At 50.1% G+C, this 15,602-nt stretch carries 14 protein-coding genes; 11 read left to right on the top strand and 3 right to left on the bottom strand.

From position 1 onward, the window contains the following. The first annotated feature begins 99 nt into the window (after window positions 1–99). The 3 genes from AC3RCL_RS23650 to AC3RCL_RS23640 all read left to right on the top strand — a co-directional run bounded on the left by AC3RCL_RS23650 (window position 100) and on the right by AC3RCL_RS23640 (window position 3,179). Window positions 100–1,020: an NAD(P)-dependent alcohol dehydrogenase gene (locus AC3RCL_RS23650; RefSeq protein ID WP_015736847.1), complete on the top strand. Its 921-nt coding sequence runs from the start codon at window positions 100–102 to the stop codon at window positions 1,018–1,020. Window positions 1,021–1,510: 490 nt separating this feature from the next. Beyond that, entirely contained in the window at window positions 1,511–2,479 is a 969-nt protein-coding gene (locus tag AC3RCL_RS23645) for a helix-turn-helix transcriptional regulator (RefSeq protein ID WP_492532339.1), read from the top strand. Between the two features lie 79 nt (window positions 2,480–2,558). Then, complete coding sequence (locus AC3RCL_RS23640) at window positions 2,559–3,179, top strand: SRPBCC family protein (protein WP_492532337.1); 621 nt, start codon at window positions 2,559–2,561, stop codon at window positions 3,177–3,179. 936 nt (window positions 3,180–4,115) lie between these two features. Here the strand turns inward: AC3RCL_RS23640 and AC3RCL_RS23635 are convergent. Further along, window positions 4,116–4,763 carry a transcriptional regulator gene (locus AC3RCL_RS23635; RefSeq protein ID WP_492532335.1) on the bottom strand — a complete coding sequence of 216 codons (648 nt, stop codon included), beginning with the start codon at window positions 4,761–4,763 and terminating at the stop codon, window positions 4,116–4,118. Between the two features lie 843 nt (window positions 4,764–5,606). On the opposite strand from AC3RCL_RS23635, the gene AC3RCL_RS23630 reads away from it, so the two are divergent. The 4 genes from AC3RCL_RS23630 to AC3RCL_RS23615 all read left to right on the top strand — a co-directional run bounded on the left by AC3RCL_RS23630 (window position 5,607) and on the right by AC3RCL_RS23615 (window position 10,358). Next, complete coding sequence (locus tag AC3RCL_RS23630) at window positions 5,607–5,789, top strand: GapA-binding peptide SR1P (protein ID WP_492532333.1); 183 nt, start codon at window positions 5,607–5,609, stop codon at window positions 5,787–5,789. Window positions 5,790–6,132: 343 nt separating this feature from the next. Further along, complete coding sequence (locus AC3RCL_RS23625; protein ID WP_492532331.1) at window positions 6,133–6,987, top strand: NAD-dependent epimerase/dehydratase family protein; 855 nt, start codon at window positions 6,133–6,135, stop codon at window positions 6,985–6,987. A gap of 463 nt (window positions 6,988–7,450) precedes the next feature. Then, window positions 7,451–8,752 carry a DUF1963 domain-containing protein gene (locus tag AC3RCL_RS23620; protein WP_492532329.1) on the top strand — a complete coding sequence of 434 codons (1,302 nt, stop codon included), beginning with the start codon at window positions 7,451–7,453 and terminating at the stop codon, window positions 8,750–8,752. 124 nt (window positions 8,753–8,876) lie between these two features. Next, a complete protein-coding gene (locus AC3RCL_RS23615) occupies window positions 8,877–10,358 on the top strand; it encodes a stalk domain-containing protein (RefSeq protein WP_492532327.1) in 1,482 nt (493 codons plus the stop codon). 202 nt (window positions 10,359–10,560) lie between these two features. Here AC3RCL_RS23615 and AC3RCL_RS23610 read toward each other — a convergent pair whose 3' ends face one another. Continuing rightward, complete coding sequence (locus tag AC3RCL_RS23610) at window positions 10,561–11,724, bottom strand: MFS transporter (RefSeq protein ID WP_492536455.1); 1,164 nt, start codon at window positions 11,722–11,724, stop codon at window positions 10,561–10,563. A 382-nt stretch (window positions 11,725–12,106) separates the two neighbouring features. On the opposite strand from AC3RCL_RS23610, the gene AC3RCL_RS23605 reads away from it, so the two are divergent. From AC3RCL_RS23605 to AC3RCL_RS23590, 4 genes are all read left to right on the top strand, one after another. Next, a complete protein-coding gene (locus AC3RCL_RS23605) occupies window positions 12,107–12,688 on the top strand; it encodes a TetR/AcrR family transcriptional regulator (protein ID WP_036660054.1) in 582 nt (193 codons plus the stop codon). 92 nt (window positions 12,689–12,780) lie between these two features. Further along, the gene (locus AC3RCL_RS23600; RefSeq protein ID WP_492532325.1) at window positions 12,781–13,284 is read left to right on the top strand and encodes a GNAT family N-acetyltransferase; all 504 of its coding nucleotides are present in this window, start codon (window positions 12,781–12,783) and stop codon (window positions 13,282–13,284) included. Window positions 13,285–13,511: 227 nt separating this feature from the next. After that, a complete protein-coding gene (locus tag AC3RCL_RS23595) occupies window positions 13,512–13,796 on the top strand; it encodes an autorepressor SdpR family transcription factor (protein ID WP_096776170.1) in 285 nt (94 codons plus the stop codon). Beyond that, the gene (locus tag AC3RCL_RS23590) at window positions 13,780–14,418 is read left to right on the top strand and encodes an SdpI family protein (protein ID WP_096776169.1); all 639 of its coding nucleotides are present in this window, start codon (window positions 13,780–13,782) and stop codon (window positions 14,416–14,418) included. Before AC3RCL_RS23595 ends, AC3RCL_RS23590 begins: the two co-directional genes overlap by 17 nt. A gap of 99 nt (window positions 14,419–14,517) precedes the next feature. On the opposite strand, the gene AC3RCL_RS23585 is transcribed toward AC3RCL_RS23590, so the two are convergent. Continuing rightward, the gene (locus tag AC3RCL_RS23585; RefSeq protein ID WP_192570939.1) at window positions 14,518–15,501 is read right to left on the bottom strand and encodes a glycoside hydrolase family 43 protein; all 984 of its coding nucleotides are present in this window, start codon (window positions 15,499–15,501) and stop codon (window positions 14,518–14,520) included. Between the last annotated feature and the right edge of the window lie 101 nt (window positions 15,502–15,602).

Here is a 15,602-nt window from a genome sequence, read left to right as displayed (position 1 = left end):
TTGAATACCGTATTTCATTCGAAAACCATACTAAAGTATCTATATCCCGGTGCGTCTCGGCAGATATACTGATTGCAAAAGCAGGTTTGGAGGAAACCCATGAAAGCAATGGTATGCACCGCATACGGACCACCGGAGGTGTTACAGCTCCAAGAGGTAGCGAAGCCTATTCCTAAGGATCACGAAGTTCGGATCAAAATTTATGCCACTACCGTCAATTCGGGGGATTGCCGCGTGCGGGGATTTCGCAGTCCCCTATTGTATAAAATTCCCATGCGATTGGTGCTGGGTCTGAGGAAGCCGAGACAACCGATTCTCGGGGTGGAGCTGGCGGGGGAAGTGGAAGCGATAGGCCAGGATGTTACAAGGTTCAAGATCGGCGATCAGGTTCTGGCATTCAGGGGAATGCGATTTGGCACGTATGCGCAGTACATCTGCATGCACGAAGACGGGATGATCGTAATGAAGCCGGAGCACGTGACTTATGACGATGCGGCCGCGATCTTTTTCGGAGGGACGACGGCCCTGCATTTTTTTAGAAAAGCGAACATCCGGCAGGGGCACAAGGTTCTGATCTATGGTGCATCCGGCGCGGTGGGGAATTTAGCCGTACAGCTTGCCAAACATGCGGGAACCGTGGTTACCGGCGTTTGCAGCACCGTGAATGTAGAGCTGGTGAAGTCGCTCGGAGCCGATCAAGTCGTGGATTATACCCAAGAGGATATTTCGAAAAGCGGGGATCGGTACGACATCATTCTGGACGCGGTCGGCAAACTGCCGAAATCCCGTTGCAAGCATTTGCTTGCCGCGGGCGGGAGTTATGTAACGGTAGAAGGGCAGGGAGTAGCCAAGGTGCTGATGGAGGATTTGCGACGGCTTACGGATCTGCTTGGGGAAGGGAAGATCAAACCGGTCATCGATAGAAGGTATGCATTGGAGCAAATCGCCGAGGCACACCGATACGCGGATACAGGGCGTAAGAGGGGCAGTGTTGTCATCACGGTGGGGCATGATCATTGAGGAAAGAAAAGTTGACTTCGCGATGCGCATGAAGTATGACAGCAGAAGAAGCAGGAACCGTCGTCGTTCACGGTGCGTATGAGTGTGACAGCAGATGAATGAGGAACAGTCGCCACTGTGCTGAATGTGACAGCAGATGAATGAGGAACAGTCGTCACTGTGCTGAGTGTGACAGCAGATGAAGCAGGGACAGTTGTCGTTCACGGTGCGTATGAGAGTGACAGCAGATGAAGCAGGGCATCATCTTTCCGTTACATCTAGTCGACAGCCATCCAAGCATGCCACTGACCACGTACCGTGCGCGTGGGAGTAGTGTGCACGATGTACAAAATCAGGCCGATCCTGCAGCGGGTCGGCTTTTCTCATTGGGAGCGCTGGACAACGTCAGAGCGCAGCAGCAGGAAGAATATCTCCAAACCTTCTAAGGAAGTGAGATATAATAGAACAAACGGCAAACGAAGGAATTCCAAGGGAAGGACGGCTGCACACGATGTCCAAAGCGGATAATATGCTGGAAATTCTTTGGCTGCTGAAATCGCGCAAAAGAATTTCGGCAAAACAGCTATCGGAGGAACTGGGCGTTCACATCCGAACGATTTACCGGAATATCGATGCCCTATGCATTTCGGGAGTGCCTGTCATTTCGGAGATGGGACGCGACGGAGGGTACTCCATTCCGGATCATATCAAGCTGGAGCCCTTGTTTTTTGATGCCGATGAGCAAAAAGCGCTTCTTCATGCAGCAGCATTCGCACGGGAAGCGGGGTATCCATCCGAAGAGCCGCTGAATCGGGCCATATCCAAAATCAAACGATATACGAATCCGGAGCAGTTGAAGCGTTTGGAGCAACAGGAGAACAGCATCGAGGCCATCCATCCGCCTGCAGCTTCCGGGCTTACCTCCATACTGCATGAGATCGAAGCCGGGATCGACCGGCAAACCAGTCTCGAGATCGATTACACAACAGGCTATGATGGCGTTAAGCAGACACGGACCTTAGATCCTTATGGGCTCGTTCACTGGAAGAGCAAATGGTATGCGGTTGGCTATTGCCATCTGCGCGGTGAAATTCGCTCCTTCCGTGTCGACCGCATGGGCCAGATTCGGCCTACCGACGTCGTGTTTAACCGCCCGGCGACATTTTCCCCGCGTGAATTTTTATTGGACAGCCTGTTGACGGAGCAAGGCTCCGAATCCAATCCCCATTTGGTTTCCGTGCATATCCAAGGCATCCCCCAAGCTTTGGACGATTTATGCGGGCATTGGCTGCTCGGCCACGCGCTCGTCGAACGTACGGCGGAGGAGGCGGTGTTTAGACTGGATGAGTCTACGTTGTATACGCAAGTTGCCTACTATCTTCTATCCTTCGGCGGTAAGATTCGCATCGTCGGGCCCGAGGAGCTGAAATCAGGTTTGGCCGATATTGCCGAGTCGTTATTCAAATATTATCAAAGCTGATGATAAACACTGACCTTCTTTGTCAGTGTTTGTGTTATATAATGAACTCCATCAGATCGTATCAGGAGGAGAGCGCGCGATGGTTGGCTCCATTTTTAAACAAGAAGTGATAAAGGCAACGGAACGTTCGTGGGAAGCATGGGTCGTAGCCCTTGGGCAGGAAGTGGACCCACTCTGGTCCCATGAGCAGATCAGAAACCACATTGTCGAGCAGCATCAGGTATCCGGGGAGTGGGGCGAATGGATCGCCACGATGTACGAACAGCTGATGGGCCGGGTGCCTGTCGGCGTTACGAAAGATGCCGGGGTTCAGATCGGGGTCAGGAAAACGATGGCCGTGACAAAGGAGAGCCTGTGGGATTTCCTCACGTCTCCAGAGGGCCTGTCATTATGGATCGGAGCTGTTCCTTCTCTGGAGCTGCGGGTCGGGCAGGAATATGAGTCGAAGGAAGGCGTGTCCGGCAAAATTACGGTGGTCGTCCCTTACCATAAGCTGCGCCTGACCTGGAAACGTAAGGAGTGGGACAACCCGTCCCGGCTGCAAATTTATGTGCTGTCCACGAAAACGGGAAACACGACCATCGCGATCCATCAGGAGATGTTGGATGACGTTTATGTGCGAGAGATCATGAGGCGTTTTTGGGATGAGACGCTGATTGAGATCCAGCGTCAGGTGGAGGGCAGAAGTAGTGAGGTTTGAGGACTGAGGTTCCGCTATTTTTGTAGGTACGGGCTCGCGTTTGTGACCGTTGCAACTTGATGAGGACCGAGGTTCCGCTATTTGGTCTTAAATGGCGAGTTTTGGGTTATATGAGGACACCAGATCCGCTATTGCTTAGAAAATGGCTGATAATCATGGTGTTTAGAGTAAATAGCGGATCCTGTGTCCATAAATTAGGATAAAGTGGCGGTTTATTTCGAAATAACGGATCTGGTGTCCACTTAGTGCAACTAATATTCATTTCTCTGGTCTGTAATATCTGCAAGAACTACATGAACTTCAAGAACTGCAAGAACTTCAAGAACTTCAAGAACTTCAAGAACTTCAAGAACTTCAAGAACTTCAAGAACTTCAAGAACTTCAAGAACTTCAAGAACTTCAAGAACTTCAAGAACTTCAAGAACTTCAAGAACTTCAAGAACTGCAAGAACTGCAGAACTTCAAGAATTGCAAGAACTGCAAGAACTGAAGAACTGCAATATCCGCAAGAACTCCAAAACTGTTGCATTCCCCCATCATCACTACCATTTACTAGCGGAGTTTGTAGGTACGGGCTCGCGTTTGTGACCGTTGCAACTGATGAGGACCGAGGTTCCGCTATTTGGTCTTAAATGGCGAGTTATGGGTTATATGAGGACACCAGATCCGCTATTGCTTAGAAAATAGCTGATAATCATGGTGTTTAGAGTAAATAGCGGATCCTGTGTCCGGAAGTTCGGATAAAGTGGCGGTTTATTTCGAAATAACGGATCTGGTGTCCACATAGTGTAACTAATATTCATTTCTCTGGTCTGCAATATCGCCGGTACCCATCACAAGCCCCCCCTCCTTGCTGTCCTCATATTCTCACTTGGAAGAACGCATGTCTCCCTTCTTCTTCCAAGAACTGTTGTATCCCCCCGTCATTACTACCATTTACAAGCGGAGTTTGTAGGTCCGGGCTCGTTGTTCTCCGCTTGCGATGTCCAGAATCCGGAGCTCCACCAGTTTGTGCAATATTCGTCGGGTATGCCGGTCGCTTATCCTAAGATGGGCGGCAAGCTCCAAAGGGGTTATCGGGCGCAGAAGTCGCCGGGCAAATCGCACAGCTTCAGCCTCCAGCCAGCTTAATGATGCAGGTACATCGGTTGCAACGAATCTGCCGACGAAGGATAGGATGAGCTGCTGGCACTGCTTTGGCTCTTCGACGATGGAGGGATAGGCTATGGGAAGGAATGTCCAGCCATCCAATGCCAATAAACAATGGCGGCGGCATAAATCCTTAAACCTTCTGACGTCCAGATCGCGGGCATGCGGCCCGTACCCTTGTATTTCGATGCCTCCTCTAGCATCACCTGGCATATAGGCGAGGTCCAAATAACGATAACCATTGCTGAAATCGCGTACTTCCCATTCCGGATGCAAGTCATTGAAATGACCGATCGCTGGAAACCATACGGAACGCAGAAACTCGAAGGTGCCATGGCCTAGGCCTTTATTAAGGATTTCGAGCCTGCGGGGATTCTTTTCATTGAGGATATTCGTGTGTATCCAGAGCTCATATTGTTGATCGAACCGTGACATGATCAGTTACCCTCCTCAGTATAAGACGGAATGCGATTTTGCTAGAAAATAAAAAAGCCGCCCCATACAATGCAACCCCAATCCTTCATTGGGGCACTTTGCATAGAAGCGGCGTGTTCTTCACGTCCTTATGTTGGCTAGTATAACTTGTGTTTTGCGGGTTTAGCAATAGGTATTGTTCTCATGATTGAATGGATACCGATATTCGGATCCTAATTACATCAGTCTATATCGACCATGAAAAAATGCCCCTGATGAGAAGCCGATGCAATGCTGCCTAAATCATGGGGCTTTTTTATTGGTTTCACTATAAGCCTCCAAGCAGACATCAGATGAAACTCGTTTCTTTCGGTACCTCTGGTACGAGCTCATTGGTATAAGAGGGGAGGTGAAGTATCCAACCAGCACTAGCAATTGAAAACCCAAATAACTTTGAGATATTCACCGAATTAGGCTCTGAGCCAATTATCTTTCGTCACCGATTATCTGATCTTGTCTGGGAAGCTTCATGAAGTATCCCAACCAGCACAAGCGATTAAAAACTCAATGACTGCGACATATCTCCTCCACAAGGCATGATGGACATTGAGGAGACACGGAACGATAGTTTGTTTAATATGACGTCATATATAATGAAAATAACTATTTTTTGAATATATATTGTGTATTATATATTTATGGTGTACATTAATTACAACCGATTCATATTTAACATACTTAATTGGAGGTGAATCGAACCCAAAGAGAAGTAGCGGAAATGGAGGTTCGGTCTGTAGGTAAGCAGGAAGCACATGGCTGGAAGTTCTGAACACAAATCTGATACCAAGAGAGGATGAGTGAAGCATGAACGATTCCGTTAAAAAGGTGAATATGGGTGTCATCCTATGCAGACATTGCAACGCTCTAATCGATACGGTGGATACGAATCGAATCGCGACCTTTTATGGCGTATGCAATCAACCGGAATGCCGGCAGCAGCGCAGCGCTACGAATGCGTCGATACGTGATGTAACAGAAGAAGAGTAAATGGACAGGAACCGGCTATTATTCTCAAATGAACGCGCCACTTTTATGTGGTGCGTTTTTGTGTTATGCGAATACGGCGAGGATCCACCCGGCTTGGCAAAAAAGAGCTTGTAGTGCGCTTGACTTGATTTGGCTGCTTCCGGGTTAACCGTGTTGATCATCTGCGCCGGGGATGAATTGGCACGGTCTGCCCGATGAAAAGTGGCCCTTAAGGATGCTTATCCATCATGCTAAGATGGAACTGCAATTCCAATTTACGACAGGACCAGGGCCCCTTAATGTCTTTCACTCTCGAAGGGTTCCATTCATTTTATATCTAACGAACAGGAGGTTGTCAGTTTATATGAACATATTTGTTGCAGGCTCTACGGGAGTCATCGGCCAGCAGCTGCTTCCCAAGCTGGTGCAAGCCGGTCATGAAGTTACAGGCATGACCCGCAATAATCAGGGTAAAGGGTTGATCGAATCCTGGGGAGCAAGAGGGATCGTTGCGGATGCTTTTGACCGCGAAGGAATGATCGCCGCAATCGGGGAGATCCGGCCGGATGTCATTATCCATCAGCTTACTTCGTTAAGCCAATGGAATCTGGAGGATAATGCCAGGATTCGGATAGAGGGAACGCGTCATTTGGTGGAAGCCGCCCAAATCCATGGCGTTAAGCGAATGATTGCCCAGAGCATTGCTTGGGCGTACGAGCCGGGAGAGCATCCCGCCACCGAAGACGCCCCCCTGGATGTCCAAGCGCTTGCACCTCGCAAGTCGACGATAGACGGTATCGTATCGCTGGAGCATGCCGTTGCCCAAATGCCGAGCCACGTCATTCTAAGGTACGGAATGTTCTACGGACCCGGCACGTGGTACGACGCCAACGGAATCATGGCGGAAAAAGTACGAAGTCGAGCTCTGCCGGCAACGGATGGCGTTCAGTCCTTTCTCCATGTCGAGGATGCGGCGCTTGCCGCTCTGCTGGCATTGGACTGGCCGTCAGGCCCGGTCAACATCGTTGACGATGAGCCTGCCGCGGGAACGGCATGGCTGCCGGTGTATGCCGATGCGCTGCAAGCACCAGCTCCAGCCTATCAAGCAGGGAGCAAGCGCGGCGAGCGCGGCGCATCCAACGCCAAAGCCCGGAAGGAGTATGGCTGGCAGCCGCTCTATCCCACGTGGCGAACCGGGCTAGCGCAATCGCTGAGGTGAAAGAGCTTAACTGTCCGTCGCCAGGCTAGGGTTTAAGAGTCGATACGCTCGGAGTATGATATTCCCCTTTCTCGCGTTCATTTTTCTGCATGAACAACTCCCTGATGTAACAGGTTTTTGTACATCGTGCGCACTGCTCCCTGCGCGCACGATGCGTGGTTCGGGGCATGCTTGGATGGCTGGTTGCCATATGCCTTTCATGAAGGATCGCTATTTTCGGTAATATGCGTTTCCGTCGAATATTGCGTATTCATAGACGTTAACCGATCTCGCCTTTCTTGTGGTGATAGATCCCGAAGATAAGAGAGCTCCTTGTTGATATGGGAATGAAAAGAAAGCTATAGTTAATAGAGGAAATTCATGGCCATGAGAAAACAGGCCGGGCTCCAGCTGAGGTGGACTTACCATAGAGTAGGAGCCGGGCTCCAGCTGAGTGGACTTACTAGAATAAGGAGGGGACCGCATGACAGAACGGCTGCCATGCCGAAGCGAAGGATGTTCGGCAACGATATTGCCGGCAACCGCGGCCAAAACCGGCGGTTATTGCATGCCGTGCAAGCAGGAGATGGAGCGCGCAGAACGGCAGCGTTACATAGAACAGCACCGGAGAGATATCGACTTGTACGAGGGGATAACGGACCCGGTAGAGATCCTTAAGATCATGCATGCCCCGGTGAAGCGGGATCCATTAATCCGATATATTCCCTATCATCTGAAAAGAGAAGAGGTATATTCCGCTTTATCTGCGGGTGATGCCTACCGCATGCTGAATGCAGCCCTTGAACTGCTCGAATCGGGCGATGAGGACACCTGCCAGGAGATTCTTGTGTCCCTGATCTGCTATCGGGACTACTCGCTTGAATCCTGCATACCGATACTGCTGGAGCGGGGGATCTATTACCCCGGCATTTTGTTCAAAGATGCCCCTACCCGAGGCCGGGACCGGATGCTTCAATTCGTTGAGCAGGACAGGGAGAACCGCAACCATCTGCTGTTGGCCTTGGCTTGGATCGGCGATGATCAGGTTGTGCGCCAATTTCAAGAATGGAGGTCCAATCCTCCATCTTGGGCTAAGGAGCTGTATGTTCCGCCTGAAGCTTATGCGCATGAGGGGGGCTGGGAGCTCACGGAGAATGGGAGCAAGCGCCGACTATTCTACCATGACAGCTACGCCATAGCGAAAAAAGTGCCAACAGAAAGCACCTATGCAGTTGAACCCGAGCCCGGACAATTTTTGAAGGAGGATTCCGCTTCCTGTCCATGGTGCGGAAGCAGCCTGACCATTTTGGCGGATCTGGACATCAGCCATCCGAAGCTTCGATTCCTGGGGTTGTCCGGAGAGAGGCTTCGTGTGAGCACCTGCGTGAACTGCAGTTGTTACGAAACGATATACATGGATGTGGATTTTCACGGAAAATCCGAATGGAGCCAGACTAATATTAAACCGGAATATGTGCCTGGGCCTGATTCCGGGGAGGATGAGCGAAGCTTTACGTCCGCGGGACGCTCCTTGCGGATTGCGGACAAGCCTCGCAGCAGCTATTATGCCGCCTATTGGGCGCTCGGTCCGGCGGTCTCGCAAATCGGCGGTTATCCGGCTTGGATCCAGGACGCCGTCTATCCTTCCTGCCCTTGCTGTTCCCGGAGCATGACATTCATCGGGCAGCTGGATTGGGAACAGATCGAGGAGTACGGGGAAGGCATCTATTATATGTTCCTGTGCGCGGACTGCAAGGTCACGGCAACTCTATTCCAACAAACATAGGCTGAATCCTGCCATGTTTGAATAACGGCTTCCAGCTATCAGAAAGCGAGTATACTATTTTTTCCCTACCATCTTTTGATATGGTATTATATACCATTATAGATTGAGAATGGAGGCCTCATTCATGAAGAAAATGAATGGCAGAGTAGCATTTATGTTAGTGACGATACTATTAGCAGTCAATTGTACGGTGCTTGGCGCTGCGGGAGCGGCGGAAGCAACGAATGTAGATTCCCGCTCCATACCGGTAAGCGTGGCTGGGGGCAGCGGACATGGTGTTGCGGCATGGAGCGACGGCTCCGTGACCGCCTGGGGTTATAACAAGTCAGGTCAAGTAGGTGACGGGACCAGCATTCATCAATTGGTGCCCAAGCAAGTCGCGGGTCTGACTGATATTGTTCAGGTGGCGGCAGGCGACAATTCTTCATTTGCCTTGGACAAGAACGGGGACGTGTGGGCTTGGGGCGATTATTACTCGCCTTATATTAACGGGGATCCGTTGTTGCCTTTCCAAAAAAGGGGAGGGCTGATCAAGCTGGAAGGACTTAAGGATGTAGCCAGCCTGGCCATTTCAAACCATGGTTCTGTCGCATTGCATAAGGATGGGTCTGCAACGATATGGAGTCCGACGTTTGATCCGAATGATCATTTAAAGATGACGGTGAAATACTTTCCTATCAAGGGAGTCACGAATGCAAAAACAATAGTGGTCGCCGGACATGAGGCCCTGATTCTCGCTAAAGACGGCAGCGTCGATATGTTAACGGTATATAATAGTTTCTACGACCGGTTCCGCCTGGAACGCGAGTTTCGCGAAGTTAAACCGCTGGTTGCTTCCTCCATTACCGGAATCGCCGCGCATTGGTATGACGTGTTTCTGCTGCATGAGAACGGAACGGTGCTGCGGTGGAATGTGAACACGAAGCAGCAAGCGCCGGCTGCGGTGAAGGGATTAAACGATATCCAAGAGATAAGAACGGGGAACAACCGTTTATTTATGCTTAAAAACGACGGCACGGTCTGGCAGTGGAATTACAACGATCCGACGGCAAAGCCTTTCCGAGTGAAAGGTCTGACAGGTATAACGGCACTTTGGGGAAGCAAGGGATATACCGGTTATGCAACCAATCAGGACGGCAAGGTCCTGGCTTGGGGAGAAGAGAAATATCAAGGCAGCGGCTCGCCTAACGAGAACGATGGGAATCCGGTCATGGTGCAGCCTCCTTTATCTTGGACGGTAAACGGACAAACGGTTAGCTTCTACGGTTCTTCCGCCATGGTGGAAGGCAAGCTGTATGTACCGTATAATAGCGTATTTGAAGCCCTGGGGATCAAAGTGAAGCGCGGGCAGTCCAATCCGGATCCGAAACAGGGAAAACAGCGGTTTCCGATATGGTCTTTCTCTTATGGCGGAAATACCGTATCCATTAAATCCAGTGATCCCGCCGTTGTATTGGTGAACGGGAAGGTGACGCGAGAAGATGCAAGCGTTCCATTCCTGGCGAATTCGACCATGTTTCCATTGGAGTTGATCACATCAAAGCTTGGCATTCCGATGTCCTGGAATAAGACGACAGGCGAAGTGATCCTGGGGAAAACGCCATAAGAATAGGATGAAGGCACGCCCAAACGGCGTGTCTTTCGTTATTTTGAGGAACTGCATCCATAGGAACTGTATCCATAACGATAAATAGAGAGCTTCCAAAATAATTGGCGTATGGGCTGGAAGCGCGCCACTGTTCGTGGATATTCTAAAAGATCGCCACCCCGTTTCCGAGGGAAGCGATCTTTTGTAGTTTGAATTACTATCAGTGGGCACCTTTAGCGCCTTTGGTCACGGCCCAAAAAATAAGAGCAACAGCGCTGACGGAGGCCCCGAGCACGCATACCCCATGCCAGCCGAAGTGTGCGTAAACATGGGTCGAAGTTACGGAACCGGCAGCACTTCCGATGGAGTAGAACATCATGTAGCCGCCAACGATCCGACTGCGCGCCTTCGGCCGCAATGCAAAAATCATGCTCTGATTCGTGACATGCACGGCCTGTACAGCCAAGTCCAACAGAATAATGCCAATGACCAAGGCGAACAGCGACCGTTCCGTGTAGCCGATGGGCAGCCATGACAGCAATAGCAGGAACAATGCAATTCCCGTCGTTCGCTGTCCATAACCTCGATCGGCCAGCTTACCGGCCTTTGCTGCAGCCATTGCCCCGACGACGCCCACGAGGCCGAACGCCCCGATAGCCGAGTGCGAAAGGGATAGCGGCGGCGAGCTCAGAGGCAGTACCAATGGGGTCCACAACATGCTGAAAGCCGTAAAAATCAGCATAGCCAACACAGCGCGGATACGTAATAGCCGTTCTTGCAGGAACAACATCCATACCGACTTAAGCAGTTGAGCATAAGAAAGAGTCTTTACCTTGCGCGCAGCATTTGGCAGCACCTTATATAATGCGTAAACCATGAGCAGCATCAACGCAGCCGAAACCAAATAAACGAAGCGCCATCCTGCAAGATCCTTCAGGATTCCCGAAACGGTTCGCGCAAGAAGGATCCCCATCACGATTCCGCTGGTTACCATGCCGACGACACGCCCTCTTTCGGCAGGGGCAGCCATAGTTGCCGCGAATGCCACGATGGTCTGCGTCACAACGGCAAGCAGTCCTACCAAAGCCAACCCTGCGAAGAGCATCGCACCGGAGGAAGCAGTACCAACGATAACCAGAGCTGCTGCGGAGATCGTCATCTGACCGATAATCAATCGGCGCTGGTTCAGCAAATCTCCCAGAGGTACGAGCAGCAGCAGTCCCATTGCATAGAAGACCTGCGTGACGGTAATCACAATGCCGATGATGGAATAATCCATGTTGAACTCGATTGACAGCTGATCGAGCAGCGGCTGTGCAAAGTAGATGTTAGCAACCGACATGCCGCAGGCAATCGCAAACAATAACGTCACGTAACGAGTCATTGGAGCAGCATAAATGCCTTCAGACGAACTTGGCGCCCCCTGTGACGTATCAGCCCCCGTTTCGTTACGGGCTGCTTTTTTATCCAGCATTCCCTCCATTTTCATATCCAATCCTTTCGTTTTTTTGTGTACCGATCAGTATAATAAAATCATCGATAAATATATCCCACAATGACAATTCATGTCAATACGTTTATTGAAATGATTAGAATTATACTTGCGGGTGTTGATATAGATGTAAAAATCGGATGTTCGGTGTTTGACAAAAGCATTCGTAGATCTTAAAATTAATTTACTGATTGGTAATGAAATTAAACTATTTGCTTACCGCCTGTGATCATCGAGCTTCCTTTAAATCTAAAGTAACGAGAGGTAATTAACGATGGGACGAGTCCGCGAATTTGATGAAGAGAAGGTATTGGATGCCGCGATGCAGCTGTTTTGGGAGAAGGGATATGAGGCTACTTCATTAAGCGATTTGACCTCCAGAATGGGCATTCAGCGGCCCAGTATTTACTCTGCGTTCGGAGACAAAAAAGAGCTGTTCGAAACCGCGCTGCGCAAATACACGAGAGGGCATGCTTCCGAGGTGCGAACCAGGCTGCAAAATCATCGATCGGTCAGGGATGCGTTTCGAGCCTATTTTGAGAATGTGGTGGATGAGGAATACGCCGAAAGCCGCAGCCGCGGATGTTTTTGCATTAACACGATGGTCGAGCTTGCGCCTCATGATGAGAAATTTGAAATTCTGACAAGGGAGCATCAGATGTATCTGGCGGTCATATTCCAAGAAACCATTGAGCGGGGCATACAATCGGGCGAGCTTGCGAAGGGCACAGACGCCAAAGCTTTATCGCAAGCGCTGATCGTATCCTTGATTGGGCTGACCGTGATGTTGAAATCCCGTCCGGAGCGCTCTTTCGTAAACAATACGATAGAGGTGACTCTTACATTGCTTAAATAGGATGCTTTCGAGGGTCATGCGTTACGAGTTGTTGCAGCCGTCCAACCATAGTAAACTGTTCTAAAAAAACAATAGTAGGTGTTTCGATGAATATGAACATACGGACGGGACGGACAGAGGACCTTCAGGAAATCATGGCTTTGGTTGCACGCTGCGTTACGTTTATGCAGGCTGGAGGCAGCGATCAATGGGATGATCAATATCCGAACCGGGAGGTAATCGGTGAGGATTTACAGCGCGGAACGTTGTTTGCGGCTGAAGGCGAAGGCCGTATTTTAGGGATCGTTGTTCTCGACGAATCGCAGGCAGAACAGTACCAAACCATTAGCTGGAAGCAGGACGAGGGACCGCATCTTATGATGCATCGCCTTGCCGTCGATCCGGAAGCACACGGGCAGGGCATCGCGCGAACATTGGTAGCTTTCTCCGAAGAGTACGGCGCGCGCCAGGGTTACCGAAGCTTACGACTGGACACCTATGCCAAGAATACGGCTGCGCTTAAGCTGTATCAAGGCTTAGGTTATGACCTGCGGGGAGAAGTGAATTTCCCGGATAGAGCAGCAAGCTTTCCGGTATTCGAGAAGGTGCTTGGATAAACAGGCCGTGGAGCAAGCCTGCTATGGATCAGCGTGTAACGCGGGTCCGTGGCGGGCTTTCGTCGTTTATAGGCAAACAATAATTACGACCATGGCGATGGGGATTGACGGGATGCCCATTTTGCATTCTATTTAGATTTTTTTCAAAATAGGTATTGCAATTGAATGCAGATGTAAGCGATAATGTATTTAGATGAAATTCTAAATAGAAATATGGGTGATGCACATTGGGGTTTCCGGAAACATTCAAGGCGTTATCTGATCCGGTGAGACGGGACATCCTGGTTATGCTCAAACGCGGCAAAATGTCTGCCGGAGAGATCGGTCAGCATTTCGATATGACCGGGGCGACCATTTCGTATCATCTGTCGCAGCTGAAGAAGGCCGGACTGATATTTGAAACAAAATATAAAAATTATATTTATTATGAGATCAACGTGTCCGTCTTCGAAGAAATCATGCTGTGGTTTTCACAATTTAACGGGGGGAAACAAGATGAGGAAAAAAAATAGCTCGATGCTGGTTTTAACAACGCTGATATGCTTATTGCCGATTATTTTATCGATGACGCTGTACAGCCAATTGCCTGAGCAAGTGGCTGTTCACTGGAATGCGGCGGGCAATCCGGATAATTATGTGCCGAAGGCGGTTGCGGCGTTTGTGCTTCCGTTGATTACGGCGGTTATTAACGTCATTGTCAATGTGGGGCTTAACAACGATCCTAAGAAAATGAACGCTGCCCCGGTTTTAAGAACGATGGGTCTATGGCTCATCCCCGCACTGTCTCTCATTCTCATGCCAATCACGCTGTTTAAGGCTATGGGGGCCGAGCTGCCGATCCAGACGATTGCACCGGCTCTAGTGGGCATGCTGCTCGTGATCACCGGCAATTATTTGCCGAAGAGCAAACAGAACTATACGGTGGGCATCAAGCTGCCTTGGACGCTGAACAGCCAGGATAATTGGAATAAAACGCATCGTTTTGCCGGGTACCTGTGGATGGCAGGCGGAGCGTTCATGATACTGACGGCGTTTCTGAAGGTGAACCTTGCCATCGCCATCGTCCCTGTCATTATTCTGATCGCGGCGGCTCCGGCGATTTACTCTTTTTCTTTGTTTAAAAAGGGCGTGTAACGGACAGGGCTGCAACAGATGAACAATATTGCGAACGGCAACAAGCTGAATCCATAATGTGGGTCAGCTTGTTTATTTTACGGCATAGCTTGTGACGGCTTATTTGCCGTATGGGTTAATCGTCTCGATGGTGCCGTCCTCGTTGTAGGTCAGCTCGGTAAATTTGACGCTGCGTTTGTTGTCTGCTCCGCCGGACAGGGAACTGTCATGGTAGAAGAGATACCATTTGTCCTGGAACTGAACGATGGAGTGATGGGTCGTCCAGCCGATAACGGGTGTCAGAATCGTGCCCTTGAACTCAAAGGGGCCCGTCGGACTTTCACTCGTGGCATAGACGATTTTGTGCGTTGATCCGGTGGAGTACGATAGATAGTAGATGCCTTTGTATTTATGAACCCAAGGCCCTTCAAAATATCTTCGCTCTTCATCCCCCGCAACGATCGGGTTGCCCTTCTCATCCACGATGGATATTTCTTGGGGCGACTCCTTAAAAGTAAGCATGTCGTCGCTCAGCTCAGCGACCCGCGGTCCGATGGCAGGCGCATCTGCTGCAGGTCCCTCCGCATCCGGAATGTGTGAACCGGTCTGCCATTGTTCCAGCTGTCCGCCCCAGAGACCGCCGAAATAAATATAGGCCCGGTTATCGTCGTCCACGAATACGGCAGGATCGATGCTGTAGCTGCCCGGAATGTAATGGGGCTCCGGCTTGAATGGACCGGAAGGCGAAGAGCTTGTAGCTACGCCAAGACGAAAAATATCGTCATGGTCCCTGGCAGGAAAATATAAATAGTAAGTGTCGTTCTTGAAGGCAGCATCCGGTGCCCACATTTGCTTCTTCGCCCATGGAACATCCTTCACATGAAGGGCTTCGCCATGGTCCACGCATGGAGCATTCACATCCTCCATCGAGAGAACGTGGTAGTCCTCCATGTCATATTGGTCGCCGTTATCATTGGACGTGTTCTCGTGATCCAGGTCGTGGGATGGATAAATATAAATTTTACCCTCGAATACGTGGGCGGAAGGGTCTGCGGTATAGATATGGGTTACGATCGGTTCGTTAGGCTTTACGGGCTTGGTCATCACATGTCCTCCTCGATTCTTGCATTGTAAGCGCTTGTATATATTTTATCAGACGCTTTCCACTCAAAAAACCTAATAAAATTAGGTTTTTCACCTAAAAA

This window comes from Paenibacillus sp. MT86 (genome assembly GCF_058792535.1).
The sequence above is the reverse complement of the archived record's forward strand: the minus strand, read 5'-3'. Positions and strand labels throughout refer to the sequence as shown.